Below are 19,613 nucleotides of genomic sequence, written 5' to 3' on the forward strand. Positions count from 1 at the left end.
CCGCACGGGGTTCCGTGCCGTTCGTTCTTCTACGGTGTCCCCCGTTCGACGAACCGCCGTACCTCGGCGGGGTCGAACGGTCCCTTGGCCTTGAAGGCCCGGGGGAAGGACCGGCGGCGAACCGCCAGGTCCAGACAGACGGAGGCGGGGTGTACGTAGGCACCCCGGCCGGGCAGCGTACCGCGAGGATCGGGAACACAGGTGTCCCCGTCCACGACGATGCGCAGCAGCTCGCTCTTGGCCGCCCGCTCCCGGCATCCCACACAGGTTCGCTCAGGGCAAGCGCGGGCGCGCGTTCGGCCAGACACGGCTAAGTCTACCTCCCCGCATCGACCTCACCCCTTTGGGGCAAGAATCGAACGGATGTTGTCGTGATCTCAGCGACTCGGCGCCGAGATGTATTCCCTGCCGTACGGGCCGGGTCAGCGGCGCTCGGACCGCTCGCGGGCCCGCTCGGCGCGCTCCCGGTCGGCCGCGTCGCGCTCGTCGTCGGTCTCGGTGTCCGGACGGATGTCGATCCGCCAGCCGGTGAGCCGGGCGGCGAGGCGGGCGTTCTGCCCCTCCTTGCCGATCGCCAGCGACAGCTGGTAGTCGGGCACGGTGACCCGGGCGGAGCGGGCACCGAGGTCGACGACCTCGACCTCGCTCACCCGCGCGGGTGACAGCGCGTTGGCGACCATCTCGGCCGGGTCGTCCGACCAGTCCACGATGTCGATCTTCTCGCCGTGCAACTCGGCCATCACATTGCGCACCCGGCCGCCCATCGGGCCGATGCAGGCGCCCTTGGCGTTCAGCCCGGAGCGGGTCGAACGGACCGCGATCTTGGTGCGGTGGCCGGCCTCGCGGGCGATCGCGCAGATCTCGACGGAACCGTCGGCGATCTCCGGGACCTCCAGCGCGAAGAGCTTCTTCACCAGGCTGGGGTGGGTCCGCGACAGCGTCACGGACGGGCCGCGCACGCCCTTGGCGACCCGCACGACATAGGTGCGCAGCCGCAGGCCGTGGGTGTACTCCTCGCCCGGGACCTGCTCCTGCACCGGCAGGATGGCCTCCAGCTTGCCGATGTCGACGAGGACGTTCTTCGGGTCCTTGCCCTGCTGGACGACGCCGGTGACGACATCGCCCTCGTGGCCCGCGTACTCGCCGAAGGTCTTGTCGTCCTCCGCGTCGCGCAGCCGCTGGAGGATGACCTGCTTGGCGGTGGTCGCCGCGATCCGTCCGAACCCGGACGGGGTGTCGTCGAACTCCTTGGGCTCCTGACCCTCTTCCAGGTCGGCCGGGTCCTCCTTCGCCCACACCGTCACATGGCCGCGCTCGTCGATCTCGACCCGCGCACGGCGGTGGCTTCCGTCGGTCCGGTGGTAAGCGATGAGGAGGGCCGACTCGATCGCCTCGACGAGCACGTCGAAGGGGATCTCCTTGTCCTGCGCCAAGCCCTTCAAGAGCTTCACGTCGATGTCCACGGCTACGCCTCCTCTTCCTTCTTGTCCTTGCGGTTGAATTCGATCTCCACGCGCGCCTTGGCGATCTCGTCGAAGGCGACCCGGCGGGAGGTGGGCCTGCGTCCCTTGACGCCCGGCACCTCCAGGTCGAGGCCCTCCTCGTCGACGGCGAGGATCCTGGCGACCAGGTCGCCGCCCTCGCGCAGCTGGAGCTTGGCCAGGCGGCCCGTGGCACGTACGTAGTGGCGGTGCTCCGTCAGCGGACGGTCGGCACCGGGGGAACTGACCTCGAGGACGTACTCGTCCTCGCCCATCGCGTCGGTCTCGTCGAGCCTCTCGGAGATCGCGCGGCTCAGATCGGCACAGGCGTCCAGCTCGACGCCCTGCTCGGAGTCCACGACGATACGCAGTACGCGGCGGCGGCCGGCCCGGGACAGGTCGATCTCCTCGAGATCGAGTCCTTCGGCGCTGACGAGCGGTTCGAGCAGCCCTCGCAGCCTCTCGCTCTGGGTGGTGCTCATCCGGGTGACTCCTCGGCCGCGTGTGCTGTTGTGGGGATCGTCGTGTGTCAGGTCAAAGGGTATCCGGTCCCGAGGGGTGTTGCCGTCCGCCCGCTCCCCCGCCGCGGGTACGCTCGCCTGCGGTGATCACTTCAGGACAGAACCAGTCAAGACACGTACAGGCCCGGAGGAGAACAGTGCGGCGCACGGGGACGACGCGCAGGGGTGCGCTCACCGCGACGGGAGCGGCCGCCCTCGGGGCGGTGCTGGCCGGCTGCGGCGGCGGGCGCGAGGAGGGCTCCGGCCGGTCCGGCCCGGCGACCGCGGCCGAGCAGGCCGCCGCGGTACGGGTGGAGAAGCGGATCCGGACCGCCGAGGCCCGGACCAGCCTGGAGCTGCTCGGCCGGTACGAGCGGGTGGCGGCGGCCCATCCGTCGGCCGCCACCGCCCTCGCGCCGTTGCGGGACGCGGTACGGGCCCACGCCGAGGCGCTGGCCCCGGCCGGTGCGGGCAAGGGCGTCGCCGTGCCGTCCCCGGCCGCCCCGGGCAGCGCCCGGTCCGCCCTGAAGGAGCTCGCCGCGGCGGAGCGCCGGGCCTCGGACGCCCGGCTGGCGGCCCTGGCCGCGGCCCCGCCGGAACTGGCCCGGCTGCTGGCGTCGGTCGCCGCTGCCGGTGCGGCCCACGCCTTTCTGCTGACCGGGATCGCCAAGGAGGCCGGGGCATGAGCGCCACGACGCTGCGGGCCGCCCAGGCGGCCCTCGCCGCCGAGCACGCGGCGGTGTACGGCTACGGGGTGGTCGGCGGCCGGGTCGCCGCCGGCCGCCGGGCCGAGGCCGCGGCCGCGTACCACGCGCACCGGGCCCGCCGCGACGCGCTGGTGCGGACGGTGCGCGGGCTGGGCGGTGAGCCGGAGGCGGCCCGCGCCGCGTACGCCCTGCCGTTCACCGTGCCGGACCCGGCCGCGGCGGTACGGCTGGCGGCCGTGCTGGAGGACCGGGTCGCCGGGGTGTACTCCGACCTCGTCCGCGCCGCCGAGGGGCCGTTGCGGCGGGAGGCGGCCGACGCGCTGCGGGAGGCCGCGGTGCGCGCGGTCCGCTGGCGGGGCGGCGGCGTACCCTTTCCCGGGCTCGTCGAGCGGAACACCGCCGGCACACGGGCCGGGGCCGCGGCGCAGACCGGGGCCCGTACGGCCCCGCACGGGGCCGATGTGACGAACGGGCCGGGTGCTCCGCACTGATCAGGCTCTGAAAGGGAACACAGCACGTATGGGTTTCGAACCGCCGCAGCGTCTGGTCCGGGCGCTGGGCGAGTCGCACGAGGACACGTCCGCCGCCGACTGGCTGGGCCGGCTTCCCGCGCTGACCGAGGAGGCGCTGGCCGCCACCGGGCGCGCACCGGCCGTCGAACGGGTCGCCGCACCGGGCGGCCGCAGCAGCCTGGTCCTGCTGGTGACCTGCGCCGACGGCACTCCGGCCGCGCTGAAGCTCGCGCCGCCCGCGGCCGCCCCGGAGCGGGAACGGGCCGCGCTGGCCCACTGGAACGGCTGGGGCGCCGTGCTGCTCCTGGCCGACGCCCCGGGCGCGCTGCTGCTGGAGCGGCTGCACCCCGAGGTGTCGCTGCGCTCGCTTCCGGAGGCGAAGGCTCTGCTGGAGGCGGCCGGGACGGTGCGCCGGCTCTGGGTCGAGCCGCCGGCCGGGCACGCCTTCGAGACGGTCGCCGGGCGGACCGGGGAACGGATCGGGGCGATGCGGGCGCTGGCCGGTGCCCAGCCCGAGCTGGCACCGCTGGTCTCGGCCGCGCTCTCGGTCCGCGAGGAGCTGGTCGCCGACGCCCCGGAGCTGCTGCTCCTGCACGGCAACTTCCGGCAGAGCAAGGTGCTCGCCGGTGAGCGGGTGCCATGGCTGACGGTCGGCCCCGAACCGCTGGTCGGTGAGCGCGCCTACGACCTGGCCCGGCTGGTGCGCGACCGCGTGGAGGACCTGATCGCCTCGTCGAACGGGGCGGTGACGGCCCGGCGGCGGATCGGGAAGCTCGCCGACTCGCTGGAGGTGGACCGGGAGCGGCTGCGCGGCTGGACGCTGTTCCGCGCGGTGGAGTCGGGCGCCCGGGCGCTGGCGGCGGGCCGCCGCCAGGAGGGCGAGCTGACGCTGGAGTTCGCGAGCTGGCTCTGAGGGCCCGTACCCGGCAGGCCCCCGCGCGAGGTGCGCGGGGGCCTGCCGGGTGTCCGGGGCTCAGGCGGAGAGGCGGGCGATCGCCTCGTCGACCGTGAGCTCCTCGCGCTCGCCGGTGCGGCGGTCCTTCAGCTCCACGACGCCCTCGGCCGAGCGGCGGCCGGCGACCAGGATCTTCGGGACGCCGATGAGCTCCGCGTCGGTGAACTTCACGCCGGGCGAGACGCCCGCGCGGTCGTCGACCAGGACCCGCAGCCCCGCCGCGCCCAGCTTCTCGGAGACGTCGAGCGCCAGCTCGGTCTGGAGCGCCTTGCCCGCCGCGACGACGTGCACATCGGCCGGGGCGACCTCGCGGGGCCAGCACAGGCCCTTGTCGTCGGCGGTCTGCTCGGCGAGGGCGGCCACCGCGCGGGAGACGCCGATGCCGTACGAGCCCATCGTGACCCGGACCGGCTTGCCCTGCTGGCCGAGGACGTCGAGCTGGAAGATGTCGGCGTACTTGCGGCCGAGCTGGAAGATGTGGCCGATCTCGATGGCGCGGTCGACCTGGAGGCCGGTGCCGCACTTGGGGCAGGGGTCGCCCGCCTCGACGACGACCACGTCGAGGTAGTCGGACACCTCGAAGTCGCGGCCCGCGACGACGTTCTTCGCGTGCTTGCCCTCCTGGTTGGCGCCGGTGATCCAGGCGGTGCCGGGGGCGATGCGCGGGTCGGCGATGTACCGGACCTTCTCCAGGCCCTGCGGGCCGACGTAGCCGCGCACCAGGTCGGGGCGGCCGACGAAGTCCTCGGCGGTGACCAGCTCGACGACGGCGGGCGCCAGGTGCTCGCCGAGCTTGCCGAGGTCGACCTCGCGGTCGCCCGGCACACCCACGGCCACGATCTCGCCGTCCACCTTGACCAGCAGGTTCTTCAGGGTGGCGGAGGCGGGGACGCCGAGGTGCTCGGCGAGCGTCTCGATGGTCGGGGTGTCGGGGGTGTCCAGCTCCTCGACGGGGCCGTGCGCCGAGCCGTCCGCCGCCGTGGCGTTGAAGGTCACGGCCTCGGTGTTGGCGGCGTAGTCGCAGGCGGGGCAGTCGACGAAGGTGTCCTCACCGGCCGGGGCGGGCGCGAGGAACTCCTCGGAGGCCGAACCGCCCATGGCGCCGGAGACGGCGGAGACGATGCGGTGGTCGAGGCCGAGCCGCTCGAAGATCCGGATGTAGGCGCCGCGGTGCAGCTGGTACGCCTCGGCCAGGCCCTCGTCGGTGGTGTCGAAGGAGTACGAGTCCTTCATCTGGAACTCGCGGCCGCGCAGCACACCGGCGCGGGGGCGGGCCTCGTCGCGGTACTTGGTCTGGATCTGGTAGAGGATCACGGGCAGGTCCTTGTAGGACGAGCACATGTCCTTGACGACCTGGGTGAAGATCTCCTCGTGGGTGGGGCCCAGGAGGTAGTCGGAGCCCTTGCGGTCCTTGAGACGGAAGAGCAGGTCGCCGTACTCGTCGTAGCGGCCGCTCGCCTCGTACGGCTCCTTGGGCAGCAGGGCGGGGAGCAGCACCTCCTGGCCGCCGATGGCGTCCATCTCCTCGCGGACGACGCGGGTGATGTTCTCCAGGACCTTCTTGCCGAGCGGCAGCCAGGTCCAGATTCCGGCCGCGGTGCGACGTACGTATCCGGCCCGGACGAGCAGCTTGTGGTTGAGCGTCTCGGCGTCGGCCGGGTCGTCGCGCAGTGTCTTGATCATCAACCGGGACATGCGCTGGACCTGGGCCATGGTGAACTCCTGCTTGGAAGGGTGATGTGCAGGAGGTTAGCCGGGCGGTGCGGGTGGGCGGAAATCCATAACCCCCGCGATCACCCGTCCCGGGGGCGCCGGCGCAGCGGGAGCGGGGCGCCCATGACCGCGTAGGGCTGGGCGGCGCTGGGGAAGAGCACCTGCCGGGCCAGGTCCTGGTAGCCGAGGCTGCGGTACAGGCCCCGGGCGGGGCTGTCGGTGTCGATGGCGGAGAGGATGGACCGGGGGTGGCCGACGGCGTCGGTGAGGGTGGTGATCAGCGCGCGGCCGATGCCGAGGTTCTGGAAGCCGGGCAGGACGTGGAGTTCGGTGACGACGAAGGCGTCGTCGAGCCAGTGGGCGCGGCCGGTGTCGCGGAGGTAGGGCTCGACGACGGTGGACCACCACTGGCCGCGCTCGTTGGGCATGCCGTAGGCGAAGCCGACGAGCCGTCCGGCCGCGGTGGTGGCGCCGAGGGCGCGGGCCTCGGGGTGGTCGAGGTGTCTGAGGACGATGTGGCGGCGCACCTCGACCTCCTCCGGCCCGAGCCCGAAGGCGACGGCCTGCACGGCGAGTGCCTCGTCCACGCGGGCGGCGAGGTCCACGGGCCCGATCCGGACGCCGGGGCCGCGGGGGCCGCCTTCGGAGTGTGCTGCCATGTGCCGACCCTACTGGCCGGGGCGGGGTGCGGGGTACGGGACCGGGGTGCGGCCCGCCCCGGGCTCAGAAGAGCACGCTCATGAACGCGCCGGTCTCCCGGAAGCCGACCCGGGCGTAGGCCCGGCGCGCGGGGGTGTTGTAGTCGTTGACGTAGAGGCTGACGACGGGGGCGACGTCGGCCAGGGCGTAGCGCAGGACCGCCGCCATGCCGGTCTCGGAGAGTCCGCGGCCGCGGTGTCCGGGGGCGACCCAGACGCCCTGGATCTGACAGGCCTGCGGGGTGGCGGCGCCGATCTCCGCCTTGAAGACGACTTCGCCGTCCTCGATCCGGGCGAAGGAGCGGCCGGCGCCGATGAGTTCGGCGACGCGGGCCTGGTAGAGGAGCCCGCCGTCGCCCGCGAGCGGGGAGATGCCGACCTCCTCGGTGAACATCGCCACGCAGGCCGGCATCAGCAGTTCCATCTCGTCCTTGCGGATGCGGCGGACGTGCGGATCGGGGGTGATGTCGGCGGAGGGGCTCTCGGTGACCATCAGCGGCTGGTTGGCGCGGACCTCGCGGGCGGGGCCCCAGCCGGGTTCGAGCAGCCGCCAGAGCTGGGCGGTGGGCTCGGCGGGGCCGACGATGGAGGAGCAGCGGCGGCCGGTCCGGCGGGCCCGGTCGGCGAAGGCGCGGACGGCCTCGGGGGTGGCGCAGATCGGGACGAGGTTGGCGCCGGAGTAGCAGAGGGAGCGGAGCCGCCCGTCGGCGTACCAGCCCCACATCTCACCGCCCAGGCGCCAGGGGTCGAGCCCGGCGATCCGGACCCGGGACGTGACGAAGGCGTTGGCGACGGGCTCGCTCTCCAGGACGGCGAGAGCGGCACCGAGGTCGCCGGGTTCGAGGACCCGGGTGGTGGTCTGCGTCAACACGAGGGGGCCTCACCATATGGTCTGCTGATTTCCGCACTTTAACCGAAGTGGCCCAGTGACGCCGCCGGTGGGCGGAGGTCGCGACGGGTCCGCTCATGGCGGCGCCCCGCCGGTCGGTGTCCGTCCGGCGGGGCGCGGCTGCCATGGGCGGCGGGTCAGCCCACGGAGACCTCGGGCTCGCCCGAGGCGATGCCGTCCTTCTCCATCTGCTCGGCGATCTTCAGGGCCTCTTCGATCAGCGTCTCGACGATCTTCGACTCGGGCACGGTCTTGATGACCTCGCCCTTCACGAAGATCTGGCCCTTGCCGTTGCCGGAGGCGACGCCCAGGTCGGCCTCGCGGGCCTCGCCGGGGCCGTTGACGACGCAGCCCATCACGGCGACCCGGAGCGGGACCTCCATGCCCTCCAGGCCCGCCGTCACCTCGTCGGCCAGCTTGTAGACGTCGACCTGGGCCCGGCCGCAGGACGGGCAGGAGACGATCTCCAGCCGGCGCTGGCGCAGGTTGAGCGACTCCAGGATCTGGATGCCGACCTTGACCTCCTCGGCGGGCGGTGCCGAGAGCGAGACCCGGATCGTGTCGCCGATGCCCTCCGACAGCAGCGCGCCGAACGCCACCGCGGACTTGATCGTCCCCTGGAAGGCCGGGCCGGCCTCGGTCACACCGAGGTGCAGCGGGTAGTCGCAGCGCTCGGCCAGCTGACGGTACGCGTTGACCATCACGACCGGGTCGTTGTGCTTCACGGAGATCTTGATGTCGCGGAAGCCGTGCTCCTCGAAGAGGGACGCCTCCCAGAGCGCCGACTCGACCAGGGCCTCGGGGGTCGCCTTGCCGTACTTGGCGAGCAGCCGCGCGTCCAGCGAGCCCGCGTTCACGCCGATGCGGATCGGGGTGCCCGCGTCGTTGGCGGCCCGGGCGATCTCCTTGACCTTGTCGTCGAACTGCTTGATGTTGCCGGGGTTCACGCGCACCGCCGCGCAGCCCGCGTCGATCGCGGCGAAGACGTACTTCGGCTGGAAGTGGATGTCCGCGATCACCGGGATCTGCGACTTCTTGGCGATGGTCGCCAGCGCGTCCGCGTCGTCCTGCGTCGGACACGCCACGCGGACGATCTGGCAGCCCGAGGCCGTCAGCTCGGCGATCTGCTGGAGCGTCGCGCCGATGTCCGAGGTGCGCGTGGTGGTCATCGACTGGACCGAGACCGGCGCGTCCCCGCCGACGGCCACCGACCCGACCTGGATCTTGCGGCTGACCCGCCGGTCGGCGAGCTTGGTCGGAACGGACGGAATTCCGAGAGAAATCGCAGTCATGCGCTGAGCATCCCCAAGGTGTGGATCAAGGTCCCGAGACGGCGGGCTTTGAGCTTCGAGGTTACGGCACCGGCGGAGGGCGGAAGCACACCTGTACGGGAGTGCCGCGAAGCCGTGACGGCCCCGGCACACACCGTGTGCCGGGGAACCGTCGTCCGTGATGCGCGGAATGGGCCGGGATCAGGAGATCTTGACCGGGTTCACGATGTCGGCGACCAGCACCAGCAGCGTGAAGCAGATGAAGACACCGGCGACGACATAGGCGACCGGCATCAGCTTGGCCACGTCGAACGGGCCGGGGTCGGGGCGCTTGAAGACCCGGGCGACATTGCGCCGCAGGGCCTCCCAGAGCGCTCCGGCGATGTGTCCGCCGTCCAGGGGCAGCAGCGGCAGCATGTTGAAGAGGAAGAGCGAGAGGTTGAACCCGGCGAGCAGGAACAGCATCATCGCGACCTGGTTCTCCGCCGGTACGTCCAGCGTCATCACCTCGCCGCCGATCCTGGCCGCGCCGACGACGCCCACCGGGGAGTCCGCGGCGCGCTCGCCGTCGCCGAAGGCCGCGTTCCACAGGCCCGGGATCTTGGACGGGAGGGCGATGATCGACTCGACGCCGTTCTCGACCATGTCTCCCATGCGGACGACCGAGTCGCCGAAGGAGAGCGGGACGATCTCCGTCTGGGCGGCGAAGCCGAGGTAGCCGGCCCGGATGTACTGGTCGGGAATCACCTCGCCCTTGGAGTCCTTCTTCGCCACCGCGTTCTCCCTGAGCACGGCGTGGAGGGTCTGCTCCTGGCCGTCGCGCAGGACGGTGAGGGTGGCGGGGCCGATGGTGTCGCGGATCCGGTCGGAGAGCGTGGCCCAGTCGTCGACCTTCTTGCCGTCGAAGGCGACGATCTTGTCGCCCTTCTTGAGTCCCGCCGCCTGGGCGGGGCTGACCGGGTCGGACTTCTTGCAGGTGTCGCGGTTCTCGCTCTGGGCGATCACGCACTTCTGGACCCCGGCCACCTCGGTGGTCTGGGTCTGGAAGCCGAAGGTCATCGCCACGCCGAGGAAGATCGCGACGGCGAGGACCAGGTTCATGAACGGTCCGGCGAACATGACGATGACGCGCTTCCAGGGCTTGCGCGTGTAGAAGAGGCGCTTCTCGTCGCCCGGTTCGAGCTCCTCGAACGCGGCGGACCTGGCGTCCTCGATCATGCCGCGCCAGGGCGAGGTGGACCGCGCCTCCAGCCGGCCGTCCGCCCCGGGCGGGAACATGCCGATCATGCGGATGTAGCCGCCGGCCGGGATGGCCTTGATGCCGTACTCGGTGTCGCCCTTCCTGCGCGACCAGATGGTGGGCCCGAAGCCGACCATGTACTGGGGGACGCGGATACCGAAGAGCTTCGCGGTCGACAGGTGGCCGAGCTCGTGCCAGGCGATCGAGAAGAGCAGGCCGAGGACGAACACGGCGATGCCGAGAATCGTCAGCAGGACCGTCGTCAGACTCATGCGCGCGCCTCCGCTGTCGCTTTCGCCGAGAGTTCACGGGCCCGGGCGCGTGCCCAGGTCTCCGCTTCGAGGACGTCCGCGACCGTGAGCGAAGTTCCCGTGGCGGGGGTGCCGTGTTCGGTCACCACCTCGGTGACCGTATCCATGATTCCGTTGAACGGCAGCTGTCCGGCGAGGAAGGCGTCGACGCATTCCTCGTTGGCGGCGTTGAAGACGGCCGGTGCGGTCGCCCCGAGCGTGCCGACGTGCCGGGCCAGGCCGACCGACGGGAAGGCCTCGTCGTCCAGCGGGAAGAACTCCCAGGTGGACGCCGTGGACCAGTCGAAGGCGGGGGCGGCGTCGGGGACGCGGCCGGGCCAGCCGATGCCGATGGCGATCGGGCCCCGCATGTCCGGCGGGGTGGCCTGGGCGAGGGTGGAGCCGTCGGTGAACTCGACCATGGAGTGGACGTAGGACTGGGGGTGGACCACGACCTCGATCCGGTCGAAGGGGATGTCGTAGAGGAGGTGGGCCTCGATGACCTCCAGTCCCTTGTTGACCAGGGTCGCGGAGTTGATGGTGATGACCGGCCCCATGGCCCAGGTCGGATGGGCGAGGGCCTGTTCGCGGGTGACGTCGGCCAGCTCGCTCCTGGTGCGGCCGCGGAAGGGGCCGCCGGAGGCGGTGACCACGAGCTTGCGCACATCGGCGCGGGTGCCGGCGCCGAGGGCCTGGAAGAGGGCGGCGTGCTCGGAGTCGACCGGGATGATCTGGCCGGGCTTCGCCAGGGCCTTGACCAGCGGGCCGCCGACGATCAGCGACTCCTTGTTGGCCAGGGCGAGCGTGCGGCCCGCTTCGAGCGCGGCGAGGGTCGGGGCGAGGCCGATGGAGCCGGTGATGCCGTTGAGCACGGTGTGGCAGTCGCTCGCGGCCAGTTCGGCGGCGGCGTCGGGGCCGGCCAGGATCTCGGGGAGCGGCTCGCCCGTCCCGTACTGCTCGCTCAGTGCCTCGCGCAGGGCCGGTACGGCGGCGGGGTCGGCGACGGCCACGGTGCGCACCCGCAGCCGCCGCGCCTGCTCGGCGAGGAGGGCGACCCGTCCGCCCGCGGCGGAGAGCGCGGTGACGCGGAAACGGTCGGGGTTGCGCAGCACCAGGTCGATGGCCTGGGTGCCGATGGAACCGGTGGAGCCGAGGATGACGAGATCCCGTCGGCCTTCCGTCGCGTCGAAGACGAGATGCGGATCGGCGAGGGGGGCAGGGCTGTCGCTCATGCCCCCCATTGTTGCCGCAACACCTGTGTGCGCGGACAGTGCGTCCCGCGAGACGGCCCGAAAGGCCCTTGCGCGAGGGGGTGTCGGGGCACGGGAGGGCGCCGGACGACCCCGTTCCGGGGAAACGCGGAACGGCCCGAACCCCCGCACAGTGGGCCTTGAGTTGACCCCTGACCTGCGAAGACGTGATTGACCTGCACGAATATCCCCGAGATTACCCGGATTCCCCCGAGCGAAGCCGTTTCGACTCCCGCGCCTGTTCCCACGGGAACAAGCGCGGGAACGCCCGGCCCCGGCGGCATTCCCGACTACGACCGCCATGCTGACCCGGCCCCTCCCCCTAAGCAGCAGGCGCACACCTCGGCCCCGGCACCACTCCCTTCTGGTGCCGGGGCCAAGGTATGGCCGGGCCTAGACCGAGACCCTGTCCACGAGAGCCCGCAGGCGCTCGTCTACGATCGCCCAGGCGTCGCCGGTGACCTCGTCCAGCGCGGCGGCCGCCGTGCCGATCAGCTCGGCGAGGCGTGCCTCGACGTCGTCCCACGTGTGCGTGATCACGGCCGCCTCACCGCGCGGGCCAGTGCCCAGCGCGCCGTACACGGCGGTCGCGACCTCGCCCATGTCGCCGCTGATCGCGAGGACCTGGAGGAGCCGGACGTCCCCGGTCGCCGCGATCTCGTCCTCCACGCGGGCCTGGAGCTGGTGCTCCACCACGGCAGCGCCGTCCCCGCTCACGCTGTCCAGGGCGACCGCAGCCGTCACGATGACGTCCGCGAGCTCCTTCGCCACATCGTTCCACCCGTGGGAAGCGCCCTTCCGCGGGTTCGCTCCGAGCGCCCCGTGAAGGGCCTCCGCCACCTCGCCCAGCTCCTCACTGATCTTGAGCACGCGCAGGAGCCGGGCGTCCTCCACCGACGTCGGGGCAGCGTCCGAGTCCAACCACTTCCGCAGCCGCGTCACGTAGCCCCAGCTGTCAGCCTTCATTTCCGTCCTCCTCGGGTCGTACAGGTCACGAACAGGCGGCGCGGCCGTCACCGCGCCAGAGCTTGTGTGATGGCCTCGGCGCTGTAGCCGTAGAACCGCCCCTGCAGCTCGTCGTCCTCGGGGGCCCGCTCGCCCCACGCCACTACGTGGCACGCGTCCTCGTAGGGGGACCAGCGGAGCCGGACGTCGGGGAAGCCGGGGGTGCCACGGAGAGCGTCCCGGACCGCGCACCCCATCGCCAGCTCCGGCATCGGCAGGTACCCGCCGCGGCGGGCGCCGCCGACCGGGACCGCAAGGTATGCGACCCCGCCCACGCGGACGGTCAGCGCCGCCTCCATGAGCGACAGATCTTCCAGCCGCTCCCGGTAGTACGCGGCTTCGTCCTCGTCCGCCTCGGTGGGCGGCAGAAGCACGACCAACGGCGATACCACAGAGCCTCCTTAGAACAGTGCCGCTGCCACGACTTCCGCGGCGGCCGGGTCGGTCACGTCGAGGGGCGCCGTGGCGGTGAGCGCCAGGGCGACCGTGAGGGCGGAGTGGTCCGTGAGCCGGTCTTCGTCGGTGCGCGGCTCGTGCACGTACCGGCAGCCCGTTACCTGGCCTGCGAGGGGTCCGGATGCGTGGGCGTGGTCGTAGCGGTAGCCGTCCCCGGTGCGCCCCACCCAGGAATACTCCAGGGCGTCCGGCGCCAGGAGCCGGAAGGCGTCCCGGTAGCCGGCCGCGGCGAGCCCGGTGTAGAACCCGTACTCCCACTCCTGGAAGATCCGGTATCGCGGGACGTGGGTGGGCTCCAGGATGTTGAAGTCCCCGAGGACCAGGCGGTGGCCGTCCTCCCCGGTCGGGAGCGCGGCGGCCAGGCATTCCAGGAACGTCCGCTTCCTGGTGAGCTTCGCCTCCGTGGCATCCCGGGACGGTACGTACACCCCGACGACCTCCAGCAGCTCCGTGGCGGTCTCCACGGTCACGGCGGCCACCCGGTGCGGGAGGTAGTCCACCGGCAGCCGGAGCGGGCTCGTGGCGAGGCGGGACACGATCATCACGCCTCGCTCCCGGGCGCCCTCCGGAGGCCGGGGGAAGGTCACCGAGTAGCCGGCCCGCTCGAACCGCTCGGCCAGGAACTCACATCCGGCGGACCTCGCCGTCTCCGTGAGGACGAGCACCGGCTCCGGCCGCTGCGCCAGATACCGGAGCTGCCGCTCCGCGCGGGACAGGGACGGGTTGTTGAGGTTGAACGTGAGCACGTCCAGAGTCATGCGGCTGGTCCTTCCGGAGTCGAGTGATCGCGGCGGCGATCGTGCGGGCGACCTCGTCGGCCGGCGTCTGGGTGGCGTCCACATCCAAGACGCGGTGTCCCTTGCTCCGCAGGAACCTAGCGGCCTCCGCGAAGTAGCCGCACTCCACGCGGCTGGAGTCCTCGGCGCGCTCGTACCGGGAGTGCGCGCCCCGCGCGGTGAGCCGGGCCTCGATCACGTCCGGGTGACCGGTCAGCATCACGGTCAAGTCCGGTTGAGTCACCCGCTCATTGAGGAGCCACACGAACTCCCGGTCCACGCCGTCCATGCACTGGAGCGCGAGGCTGCTGGCAATGTACCGGTCACAGACCACGACGTCCCCGCGTTCCAGCGCCGGTCGTATGGTCTCGCCGTGTTTGAAGCGGTCGGCGGCGATGAGGCACGCCATGGCCTCGCCCTGGTACTCGTCCGTGCCGTGCCGCGCGAGGTTGCCCAAAGGGGCGTCCGTGGGCTCCCGGGTGGCGAGCGCGGGCACGCCCTCCGCGTGGAGGAGTCGGGTGACGAGGGCCGTGACGGTGGACTTCCCGACTCCGCCCGGCCCTTCGATGGCGACTAGGAGGCCGCGGCGCGTGATCACGAGACACCGACCACGGGCAGGACGCGGGTCTGGGGCGGGACCACCGGGCACTGCTCCGTGTCCACCGCCCCGATCCGCTGGCCGGAGGCCACCACGGCGGCCGGGCAGCCCTTCCCGCACGAGGGCGAGAGGGAGCAGGAGCCGCACGTCTCGTTCCCGCCGAGGTCCCACCGGTCGGAGAACCGCCCGTACGCGTCTAACCTCGCCGCGATGTCGTCGTGCTCCCAGACGTTGCCCACGAGGAAGTCCGTGTCCGGGTGCTGGGAGACCTTCGTCCGAGCCGCGAAAACCAGGTACGGGCAGATCGCCACGCCGCCGTCCGTGAAGACGTAGACGATGGTCCCGGCCTCGCAGCCGGCCAGCGGCTTGTCCTCATTGGGGAACCGGATGTTCACCAGCTCCACGTCCTCCCCGAACGGCTCGGTGAGCGCGGCGATCTCCCGCATCTGCTCATCCGGGGTACGCAACTTGCCCTGCGCCGTCCTCGACTGGCCGCGCCCCATGTTCCCGAGCGGGTTCATCAGCACGTACTTCGCGCCCTGCTCCCGCGCGAACCTGACCAGGTCCCGGTACTCCCGGTCCTCGGCCAAGCTGTTCGGCGTACACAGGAGGCCCTGGAGGATGCCGGCGGCGGCGAACCTCCGGACGGTGTCCACGGTCTCCGCGAAGCACCCGGGCAAGCTGCGGAAGACGGAGTGCGACTCCTCCGCGAAGCCGTCCAGCGACACGTTCATGTGGGCGTCGAGCTCCACCAGGGCGGCGATCTGCTCATCGCTGCACATCGTGCCGTTGGTGCACACGCCTACGGACATGCCGGCCTCGCGGACCGCGGCGATGACCTCCAGGAGGTCCGGGTGCATGAACGGCTCGCCGCCAGTGATGGTCACCCGCGTGACGCGGGCCTCCGCGAGCTGGGGAATCAGCTGCGCCCGGATCTTCTCCAGCGGCATGTAGTTACCGCGCTTCGTCGCCGTGACGAAGCAGTGGGCGCACAGCGCGTTGCACGGCTCGCAGATCTGGACGAGCGACTTACGGTTCGGGTGGTCCACGGTCGTGCGGAAGTAGCAAGAGGCGGCTTGTTCTCCGGTGATGATCGGGCGCACGCTCAAAGCGGTCTCCCTCTGTGTGTGGATGGTCCCGGCCCGTCCTGGGCCGGGCGGCGGCCGTCCTGCCCGTCACAGCAGCAGCCGCGCCGCCCGCGGATGCGCCCGGCGTGAGCCGGTACCGGACGTGTGGGGAAGATCCCCGACCGGGGCGGAAGTCTCAGGTGTCTCGGTCAGGTGCCGTACTCGGCCACCAGTTCCTCCAGGCGCCGGATACAGGGCTCGCACGCGTGGAACGGGCCGCTGCCGCCGTGGCCATCGCTGTGGACCGGGCCGAGCCAGATGACGGGGACTTCGGCGAGCTCGCACCTCCAGCACCGGCCGATGACCCAGGCCAGTCGGCGTCCGGCCTCCGGCTGGTCCGGAAGGCTCACCGCAAGATCCTGTAGGCGAGGCCGGCCAGGACTGCGAGGTGGACGGGAGGGGTGTCGAAGGTCATCGGGTCGGCTCCATAGAGGTAAGGGCCCTCCGCCCGGGGCCACGACGTGCCATGGGGAGCTCACCAGGTCTTCCCAGGCGGAGGGCGTTCGTGGGGATGGGGCCAGCAAGCCCCTGGCCCCGTCTGTGTCCCTGTCAACGCGGGGCGCGGACGGGGCGTCTAAGCGGAGTGGAGTCGCCCCTCCGGACGAGTGCGCCGCCAGGCCGTGACGTAGCGGGCGGAGAGGACGGTCACCGGGCGACCTCCGCGTTCTTCTGTGCCGCTCGGTAGCCGATGAGGACCAGGCGGGCGACGTCGGCCGGCGCGCACAGGGAACCCGGGCCGTCCATGGGGACAACCCAGTACGCCGGATACTGAGGGGCGAACTCGGTGAGATCCGTGGCCGGTACGCCGAGGAAGGTGTCCGAGTCCAGGCACTCCGCAGCCACGAACCGCCAGGAGCGCGGGGTGCTCGCCGGGGTGAGGGCGTAGAACTGCCGACCGCCGACGTCGTGGAAGACCGGGCCGCCGTCCAGCACCTCAGCCAGGAAGCCACGGACGGCGTCCGGCTCCTCAGTGCCAGCCGCCGCGTAGATCAAGGTCGCCGGGATGCGCACGGCAGAGAACAGAACGCCGCACCGAAGCAGAGCCAGCCCGAAGCTCGACCACTCCCGCCGAGCCTTCTCGCTGTGGCTGGCGGCCAGGACCAACCACGTGGTGGCAGCGACCTCCCGATCCCTGCGTGAGTGCACGAGCACTCCCAGCGCCGGCTCCGGTGGGGCCGCGAAGACCGCGGGAACCGGATGACCGTCTATCTCTGACGCCTCGGTCCAGCTACCGATACCGGCGGCCGGGCCGAGACTGTAGGTGTGGTTCTTCATGCCGTCGTGGCTCGCCATTAGCGCCCCCGACCCTCGTCGTTGAACAGTGCCAGGACCATCGTGGCGAGCGCGGAGGCGGGAAACTCTTTCACTTCGGAGAGAGTTTGAGCGAGCTACATCCCGACCCACGCCGCCATACTGCCGAGGGATTCCGGTGTTCGACGGGACAGGTGGACGAGGCCGCGCACGGTCTCTCTCGCCCCGGGGTGGTAGCGGGTCTGTTCTGGTGCTGCCCGCCGCGCGGCCCACAGGGACTTCAAGGACGCCTCGGGGCGCCCGAGCTCCATCTCCAGGCGGGCCCGGTCGATGAGGTAGTGCGCGCGGCGGGAGGTCGCGATGCTGGCCGGGAGCTTGATCGCTTTCGCCTGCCGCAGCGCTTCGTCGTACTGCCGCATCTCCATTGCGACGCTCATCTCGTGGAGGTCCACGTTGGTCGGGCTGAAGTTCAGCCAGTGCACTCGGCTGGCGTCGCCAGCCCGCCCCGCGTACTCCCGGGCGCTCGCGATGTGTGCGGCGGCCGTACCTCCGTACTCGGCCCGCGCGGCAAGGACGGACCCGCCGAGGTGGAGTTGGCCGGCGACTGTGAGGGCTTTACGGGACTGGTCGGCCGGGTCGAGGACAGAGTGACCGGAGCGGACGAGGCGCAGGCCGATGGTGTACTCCCCCTCACGGAAGTACACCAGGCTGCGGAAGTACTGCCGCATGGCGGCAAGGCAGGGGTCGGAGGCCCGCTCCGACGCCCACCCCATGCGGTCTAGGGCGACGCTGGCCAGATCGACGTAGCCCAACTTCACCGTGACGTCATGCGCCGTCCGGTACGCGGAGGCCAGCGCCCGCCATAGCTCCGTCGTCGGTGTCCGCCAGCACGAGACGGTCAGTTCGGTGACGACATCTGGAAGGGCAACCGCAGCCGTGTGGAGGTGAGTAGCCCGGACATGAGCGCACAGTTCATCGGCAGCCGCGACAAGCTCTACGCCGGGGCGGGCGATGACCTCTGGGTCGTCACCGAGGTCGTACAGATCAAGAGACTCCCGGATCGGGCGGATGAGCTCCGCGAGCCGGTCTTCCTGCAGCTGGGGCACGTAGGGCTGGCCCGTCAGTACGGTGACGTCGATCCGTAGTGCTCGGGCCACGGCGGCAAGGAAGTCCACGGACGCCGGTCTCGCCCCGCACTCGACCTGGGTGAGCCAGCTGTACGAGTACGGGATTCGGTCAGCGAGCTCCCGTTGAGTCAATCGCGCCAGCTTTCGTTGCTCCTTGATGCGCGTTCCGGTGTGGTCGTCGTCCAGTGTCGGCATACTGGTACTCCGTTCCTGACTCGTCATCCGGGACGCTACTCGTGCCCAGTGCCGCACGAGACGGGTTCACCCCTGACTCCCTCGGGTCGGGGGTGTTTCCGTGTGATCAGATGACGACATGAGTACGCGGATCTTGTACCTGTTCTGCAGCGCGGCGCCTCCGGTCTTCGACGTTGCCCAAGTCATCGAGAAGGCGCAGGCTGCCGGCTGGGACGTGTGCCTCGGACTCACTCCGACAGCAGCCCGCTGGCTCCACGAATCCCTGGACGACCTCGCCGCTCTCACGGGCCGGCCCGTGAGGTGGGACTACCGTGTCCCGGGACAGCCAGACGTGTGGCCGCGGGCGGACGCCATCCTCGTAGCACCGGCCACCTTCAACACCGTGAACGCCTGGGCGCTCGGCCTCACAGACAAATGGATCGTCGGCGTGGTCGCGGAGGGCATCGGCAAGGGGACCCCGATCGCGATGATGCCGTGCGTCAACTGGGCCTATGTCGCACACCCGCAGTTCCCGAAGTCGATCGAGACGCTGCGCGCCGCCGGCGTGCGCGTGCTCTACGGCGAAGGCGGGTTCGTGCCGAACGAGCCGGGCAAAGGGGACCCGTCCACGTACCCCTGGCACGCCGCGCTGGAGGCCATCGCGGACCTTCGCTGACCTCCAGCTCGCAGCACCCCCTCCTCGGCTTTGCTCACGCCGGTGTTTACGATCTCCACCGTGGCAAATCCGAGTGATGATCTGATCAAGCTGGCGCGCGCGTCTGCAGAGGTCAAGGCGAAGGCATTGAGTGGCCCGTATTCGGGGGAAGCGTGGGGTACGTGGCGGACGGCCGCCGAGGAGTTCCTGGCCGCCGTGGCAACCGAGGCGGCGGCAACGGGGCAGAGCCGATATGCACTGGAGATGGCGGCGAAGGCGGCGGCGCGTCCGGGCTCACCCGCCGACGGCGCCTGACGCTAACAACCCCGACACCCCTGTGATCTGCCTCACTCCAGATATGTGCTGGGGGAGCAGACTCGTCTCTGTCCCTCGTCGACCATGGAACCCCCACGCCGAGGAGACACATGATTCTGCGTCAGATCACCACGTGCGCCGCCCCCGCCACCACGATCGCGACGGCCCGCAGTCGCGGCCATGACCGGCAGGTGCTCTACCGCCTCGGCGTGTGCCACCGGCACCGGTGGCTCGCACAGGACTGGCCCGGCACCCGAACCACCGCACCAGACGGGTCAGGGCGCTGCGGCACCGCCGTCGACCACCGCACCTACGACGGCGTCGTGCAGTCCCACATCGACCTGTGGATCCGGCCCGCGACGACCCAGGACCTACCGGAGCACGGGGGGAGCGCCGCCCGCCTGCTGCGCGCGGCCGCGGCCTGGGCGCAGCAGGACAGCCGGGGCGAGCACGCCCTGGCCGTCGTCCTCGGGCACGCCGCCACGGTCGCCGAGGCGATCGAGGCCGGCAGCCTCAACATCGAGTCGGGGCGGCACCAGGTGTTGGCCGCGCTCAGTGCGGCGGAGACGACCGATGCCGCCCTACGCGGGGCGTAGCCGGAGCCCAACACGCTGGAACCGGCA

The 19,613-nt window shown here is 71.4% G+C and carries 23 protein-coding genes; 6 read left to right on the forward strand and 17 right to left on the reverse strand.

What is annotated here, in order from left to right; genetic code table 11:
• Nucleotides 1-29: 29 nt before the first annotated feature.
• The 3 genes from ACIQGQ_RS20390 to rimP all read right to left on the reverse strand — a co-directional run bounded on the left by ACIQGQ_RS20390 (nucleotide 30) and on the right by rimP (nucleotide 1,963).
• Nucleotides 30-308, reverse strand: coding sequence for a YlxR family protein (locus ACIQGQ_RS20390; protein ID WP_366295929.1), 279 nt, complete (start codon nucleotides 306-308; stop codon nucleotides 30-32).
• Between the two features lie 114 nt (nucleotides 309-422).
• Nucleotides 423-1,463, reverse strand: coding sequence for a transcription termination factor NusA (gene nusA, locus ACIQGQ_RS20395; RefSeq protein ID WP_352276410.1), 1,041 nt, complete (start codon nucleotides 1,461-1,463; stop codon nucleotides 423-425).
• Between the two features lie 2 nt (nucleotides 1,464-1,465).
• On the reverse strand, nucleotides 1,466-1,963 hold the full coding sequence (gene rimP, locus ACIQGQ_RS20400) for a ribosome maturation factor RimP (RefSeq protein WP_402397798.1): 498 nt from the start codon (nucleotides 1,961-1,963) through the stop codon (nucleotides 1,466-1,468).
• Between the two features lie 176 nt (nucleotides 1,964-2,139).
• On the opposite strand from rimP, the gene ACIQGQ_RS20405 reads away from it, so the two are divergent.
• From ACIQGQ_RS20405 to ACIQGQ_RS20415, 3 genes are read left to right on the forward strand one after another with little or no spacing between them, the layout of a single operon-like run.
• Nucleotides 2,140-2,667, forward strand: coding sequence for a hypothetical protein (locus ACIQGQ_RS20405; protein ID WP_402397801.1), 528 nt, complete (start codon nucleotides 2,140-2,142; stop codon nucleotides 2,665-2,667).
• Complete coding sequence (locus ACIQGQ_RS20410; RefSeq protein WP_402397804.1) at nucleotides 2,664-3,179, forward strand: ferritin-like domain-containing protein; 516 nt, start codon at nucleotides 2,664-2,666, stop codon at nucleotides 3,177-3,179. The genes ACIQGQ_RS20405 and ACIQGQ_RS20410 overlap by 4 nt, the downstream gene beginning before the upstream one ends.
• A gap of 28 nt (nucleotides 3,180-3,207) precedes the next feature.
• Entirely contained in the window at nucleotides 3,208-4,113 is a 906-nt protein-coding gene (locus ACIQGQ_RS20415) for an aminoglycoside phosphotransferase family protein (RefSeq protein WP_402397807.1), read from the forward strand.
• Between the two features lie 60 nt (nucleotides 4,114-4,173).
• Here ACIQGQ_RS20415 and ACIQGQ_RS20420 read toward each other — a convergent pair whose 3' ends face one another.
• The 14 genes from ACIQGQ_RS20420 to ACIQGQ_RS20485 all read right to left on the reverse strand — a co-directional run bounded on the left by ACIQGQ_RS20420 (nucleotide 4,174) and on the right by ACIQGQ_RS20485 (nucleotide 18,041).
• Nucleotides 4,174-5,868: a proline--tRNA ligase gene (locus ACIQGQ_RS20420; RefSeq protein ID WP_402397810.1), complete on the reverse strand. Its 1,695-nt coding sequence runs from the start codon at nucleotides 5,866-5,868 to the stop codon at nucleotides 4,174-4,176.
• An 80-nt stretch (nucleotides 5,869-5,948) separates the two neighbouring features.
• A complete protein-coding gene (locus tag ACIQGQ_RS20425) occupies nucleotides 5,949-6,527 on the reverse strand; it encodes a GNAT family N-acetyltransferase (RefSeq protein ID WP_402397813.1) in 579 nt (192 codons plus the stop codon).
• Nucleotides 6,528-6,591: 64 nt separating this feature from the next.
• The gene (locus ACIQGQ_RS20430; protein ID WP_402397816.1) at nucleotides 6,592-7,437 is read right to left on the reverse strand and encodes a GNAT family N-acetyltransferase; all 846 of its coding nucleotides are present in this window, start codon (nucleotides 7,435-7,437) and stop codon (nucleotides 6,592-6,594) included.
• 155 nt (nucleotides 7,438-7,592) lie between these two features.
• Nucleotides 7,593-8,747 carry a flavodoxin-dependent (E)-4-hydroxy-3-methylbut-2-enyl-diphosphate synthase gene (gene ispG, locus ACIQGQ_RS20435; protein WP_366295945.1) on the reverse strand — a complete coding sequence of 385 codons (1,155 nt, stop codon included), beginning with the start codon at nucleotides 8,745-8,747 and terminating at the stop codon, nucleotides 7,593-7,595.
• 180 nt (nucleotides 8,748-8,927) lie between these two features.
• Nucleotides 8,928-10,238 (reverse strand): M50 family metallopeptidase, encoded by a 1,311-nt coding sequence (locus ACIQGQ_RS20440; RefSeq protein WP_402397819.1) that lies wholly within the window; start codon nucleotides 10,236-10,238, stop codon nucleotides 8,928-8,930.
• Nucleotides 10,235-11,497, reverse strand: coding sequence for a 1-deoxy-D-xylulose-5-phosphate reductoisomerase (gene dxr, locus ACIQGQ_RS20445; protein ID WP_366295948.1), 1,263 nt, complete (start codon nucleotides 11,495-11,497; stop codon nucleotides 10,235-10,237). Before dxr ends, ACIQGQ_RS20440 begins: the two co-directional genes overlap by 4 nt.
• A 402-nt stretch (nucleotides 11,498-11,899) precedes the next feature.
• Nucleotides 11,900-12,472: a hypothetical protein gene (locus ACIQGQ_RS20450; protein ID WP_402397824.1), complete on the reverse strand. Its 573-nt coding sequence runs from the start codon at nucleotides 12,470-12,472 to the stop codon at nucleotides 11,900-11,902.
• Between the two features lie 47 nt (nucleotides 12,473-12,519).
• A complete protein-coding gene (locus tag ACIQGQ_RS20455) occupies nucleotides 12,520-12,903 on the reverse strand; it encodes a DUF6302 family protein (RefSeq protein WP_402397827.1) in 384 nt (127 codons plus the stop codon).
• A 9-nt stretch (nucleotides 12,904-12,912) separates the two neighbouring features.
• Nucleotides 12,913-13,683 carry an endonuclease/exonuclease/phosphatase gene (locus ACIQGQ_RS20460; RefSeq protein WP_402398301.1) on the reverse strand — a complete coding sequence of 257 codons (771 nt, stop codon included), beginning with the start codon at nucleotides 13,681-13,683 and terminating at the stop codon, nucleotides 12,913-12,915.
• Nucleotides 13,592-14,341 carry a dTMP kinase gene (gene tmk / locus ACIQGQ_RS20465; protein WP_402397830.1) on the reverse strand — a complete coding sequence of 250 codons (750 nt, stop codon included), beginning with the start codon at nucleotides 14,339-14,341 and terminating at the stop codon, nucleotides 13,592-13,594. Before tmk ends, ACIQGQ_RS20460 begins: the two co-directional genes overlap by 92 nt.
• Nucleotides 14,338-15,444, reverse strand: a complete 1,107-nt coding sequence (locus tag ACIQGQ_RS20470; protein WP_402398302.1) for a radical SAM protein — start codon at nucleotides 15,442-15,444, stop codon at nucleotides 14,338-14,340. Before ACIQGQ_RS20470 ends, tmk begins: the two co-directional genes overlap by 4 nt.
• Nucleotides 15,445-15,617: 173 nt before the next feature.
• A complete protein-coding gene (locus ACIQGQ_RS20475) occupies nucleotides 15,618-15,818 on the reverse strand; it encodes a hypothetical protein (RefSeq protein WP_402397833.1) in 201 nt (66 codons plus the stop codon).
• Between the two features lie 295 nt (nucleotides 15,819-16,113).
• The gene (locus ACIQGQ_RS20480; RefSeq protein WP_402397836.1) at nucleotides 16,114-16,743 is read right to left on the reverse strand and encodes a hypothetical protein; all 630 of its coding nucleotides are present in this window, start codon (nucleotides 16,741-16,743) and stop codon (nucleotides 16,114-16,116) included.
• Between the two features lie 113 nt (nucleotides 16,744-16,856).
• Nucleotides 16,857-18,041: a helix-turn-helix domain-containing protein gene (locus ACIQGQ_RS20485; protein ID WP_402397839.1), complete on the reverse strand. Its 1,185-nt coding sequence runs from the start codon at nucleotides 18,039-18,041 to the stop codon at nucleotides 16,857-16,859.
• 118 nt (nucleotides 18,042-18,159) lie between these two features.
• Here ACIQGQ_RS20485 and ACIQGQ_RS20490 point away from each other — a divergent pair, with 118 nt between their 5' ends.
• The 3 genes from ACIQGQ_RS20490 to ACIQGQ_RS20500 all read left to right on the forward strand — a co-directional run bounded on the left by ACIQGQ_RS20490 (nucleotide 18,160) and on the right by ACIQGQ_RS20500 (nucleotide 19,586).
• Nucleotides 18,160-18,696, forward strand: coding sequence for a flavoprotein (locus ACIQGQ_RS20490; RefSeq protein ID WP_402397842.1), 537 nt, complete (start codon nucleotides 18,160-18,162; stop codon nucleotides 18,694-18,696).
• Nucleotides 18,697-18,756: 60 nt separating this feature from the next.
• The gene (locus tag ACIQGQ_RS20495; protein ID WP_402397845.1) at nucleotides 18,757-18,990 is read left to right on the forward strand and encodes a hypothetical protein; all 234 of its coding nucleotides are present in this window, start codon (nucleotides 18,757-18,759) and stop codon (nucleotides 18,988-18,990) included.
• A 110-nt stretch (nucleotides 18,991-19,100) separates the two neighbouring features.
• Complete coding sequence (locus ACIQGQ_RS20500) at nucleotides 19,101-19,586, forward strand: hypothetical protein (RefSeq protein WP_402397848.1); 486 nt, start codon at nucleotides 19,101-19,103, stop codon at nucleotides 19,584-19,586.
• Nucleotides 19,587-19,613: the final 27 nt, after the last annotated feature.

The organism is Streptomyces sp. NPDC092952 (assembly GCF_044754785.1).
Taxonomy (GTDB): domain Bacteria; phylum Actinomycetota; class Actinomycetes; order Streptomycetales; family Streptomycetaceae; genus Streptomyces.

Excerpts from the sequence above, each read along its gene's own strand:
- ACIQGQ_RS20490 (WP_402397842.1), top strand. The coding sequence starts at position 18,160 with ATGAGTACGCGGATCTTGTACCTGTTCTGCAGCGCGGCGCCTCCGGTC.
- ACIQGQ_RS20440 (WP_402397819.1), bottom strand. The coding sequence starts at position 10,238 with ATGAGTCTGACGACGGTCCTGCTGACGATTCTCGGCATCGCCGTGTTC.
- ACIQGQ_RS20480 (WP_402397836.1), bottom strand. The coding sequence starts at position 16,743 with ATGAAGAACCACACCTACAGTCTCGGCCCGGCCGCCGGTATCGGTAGC.
- ACIQGQ_RS20415 (WP_402397807.1), top strand. The coding sequence starts at position 3,208 with ATGGGTTTCGAACCGCCGCAGCGTCTGGTCCGGGCGCTGGGCGAGTCG.
- ACIQGQ_RS20500 (WP_402397848.1), top strand. The coding sequence starts at position 19,101 with ATGATTCTGCGTCAGATCACCACGTGCGCCGCCCCCGCCACCACGATC.
- ispG (WP_366295945.1), bottom strand. The coding sequence starts at position 8,747 with ATGACTGCGATTTCTCTCGGAATTCCGTCCGTTCCGACCAAGCTCGCC.
- ACIQGQ_RS20485 (WP_402397839.1), bottom strand. The coding sequence starts at position 18,041 with ATGCCGACACTGGACGACGACCACACCGGAACGCGCATCAAGGAGCAA.
- dxr (WP_366295948.1), bottom strand. The coding sequence starts at position 11,497 with ATGGGGGGCATGAGCGACAGCCCTGCCCCCCTCGCCGATCCGCATCTC.
- ACIQGQ_RS20410 (WP_402397804.1), top strand. The coding sequence starts at position 2,664 with ATGAGCGCCACGACGCTGCGGGCCGCCCAGGCGGCCCTCGCCGCCGAG.
- ACIQGQ_RS20420 (WP_402397810.1), bottom strand. The coding sequence starts at position 5,868 with ATGGCCCAGGTCCAGCGCATGTCCCGGTTGATGATCAAGACACTGCGC.
- rimP (WP_402397798.1), bottom strand. The coding sequence starts at position 1,963 with ATGAGCACCACCCAGAGCGAGAGGCTGCGAGGGCTGCTCGAACCGCTC.
- ACIQGQ_RS20450 (WP_402397824.1), bottom strand. The coding sequence starts at position 12,472 with ATGAAGGCTGACAGCTGGGGCTACGTGACGCGGCTGCGGAAGTGGTTG.
- ACIQGQ_RS20425 (WP_402397813.1), bottom strand. The coding sequence starts at position 6,527 with ATGGCAGCACACTCCGAAGGCGGCCCCCGCGGCCCCGGCGTCCGGATC.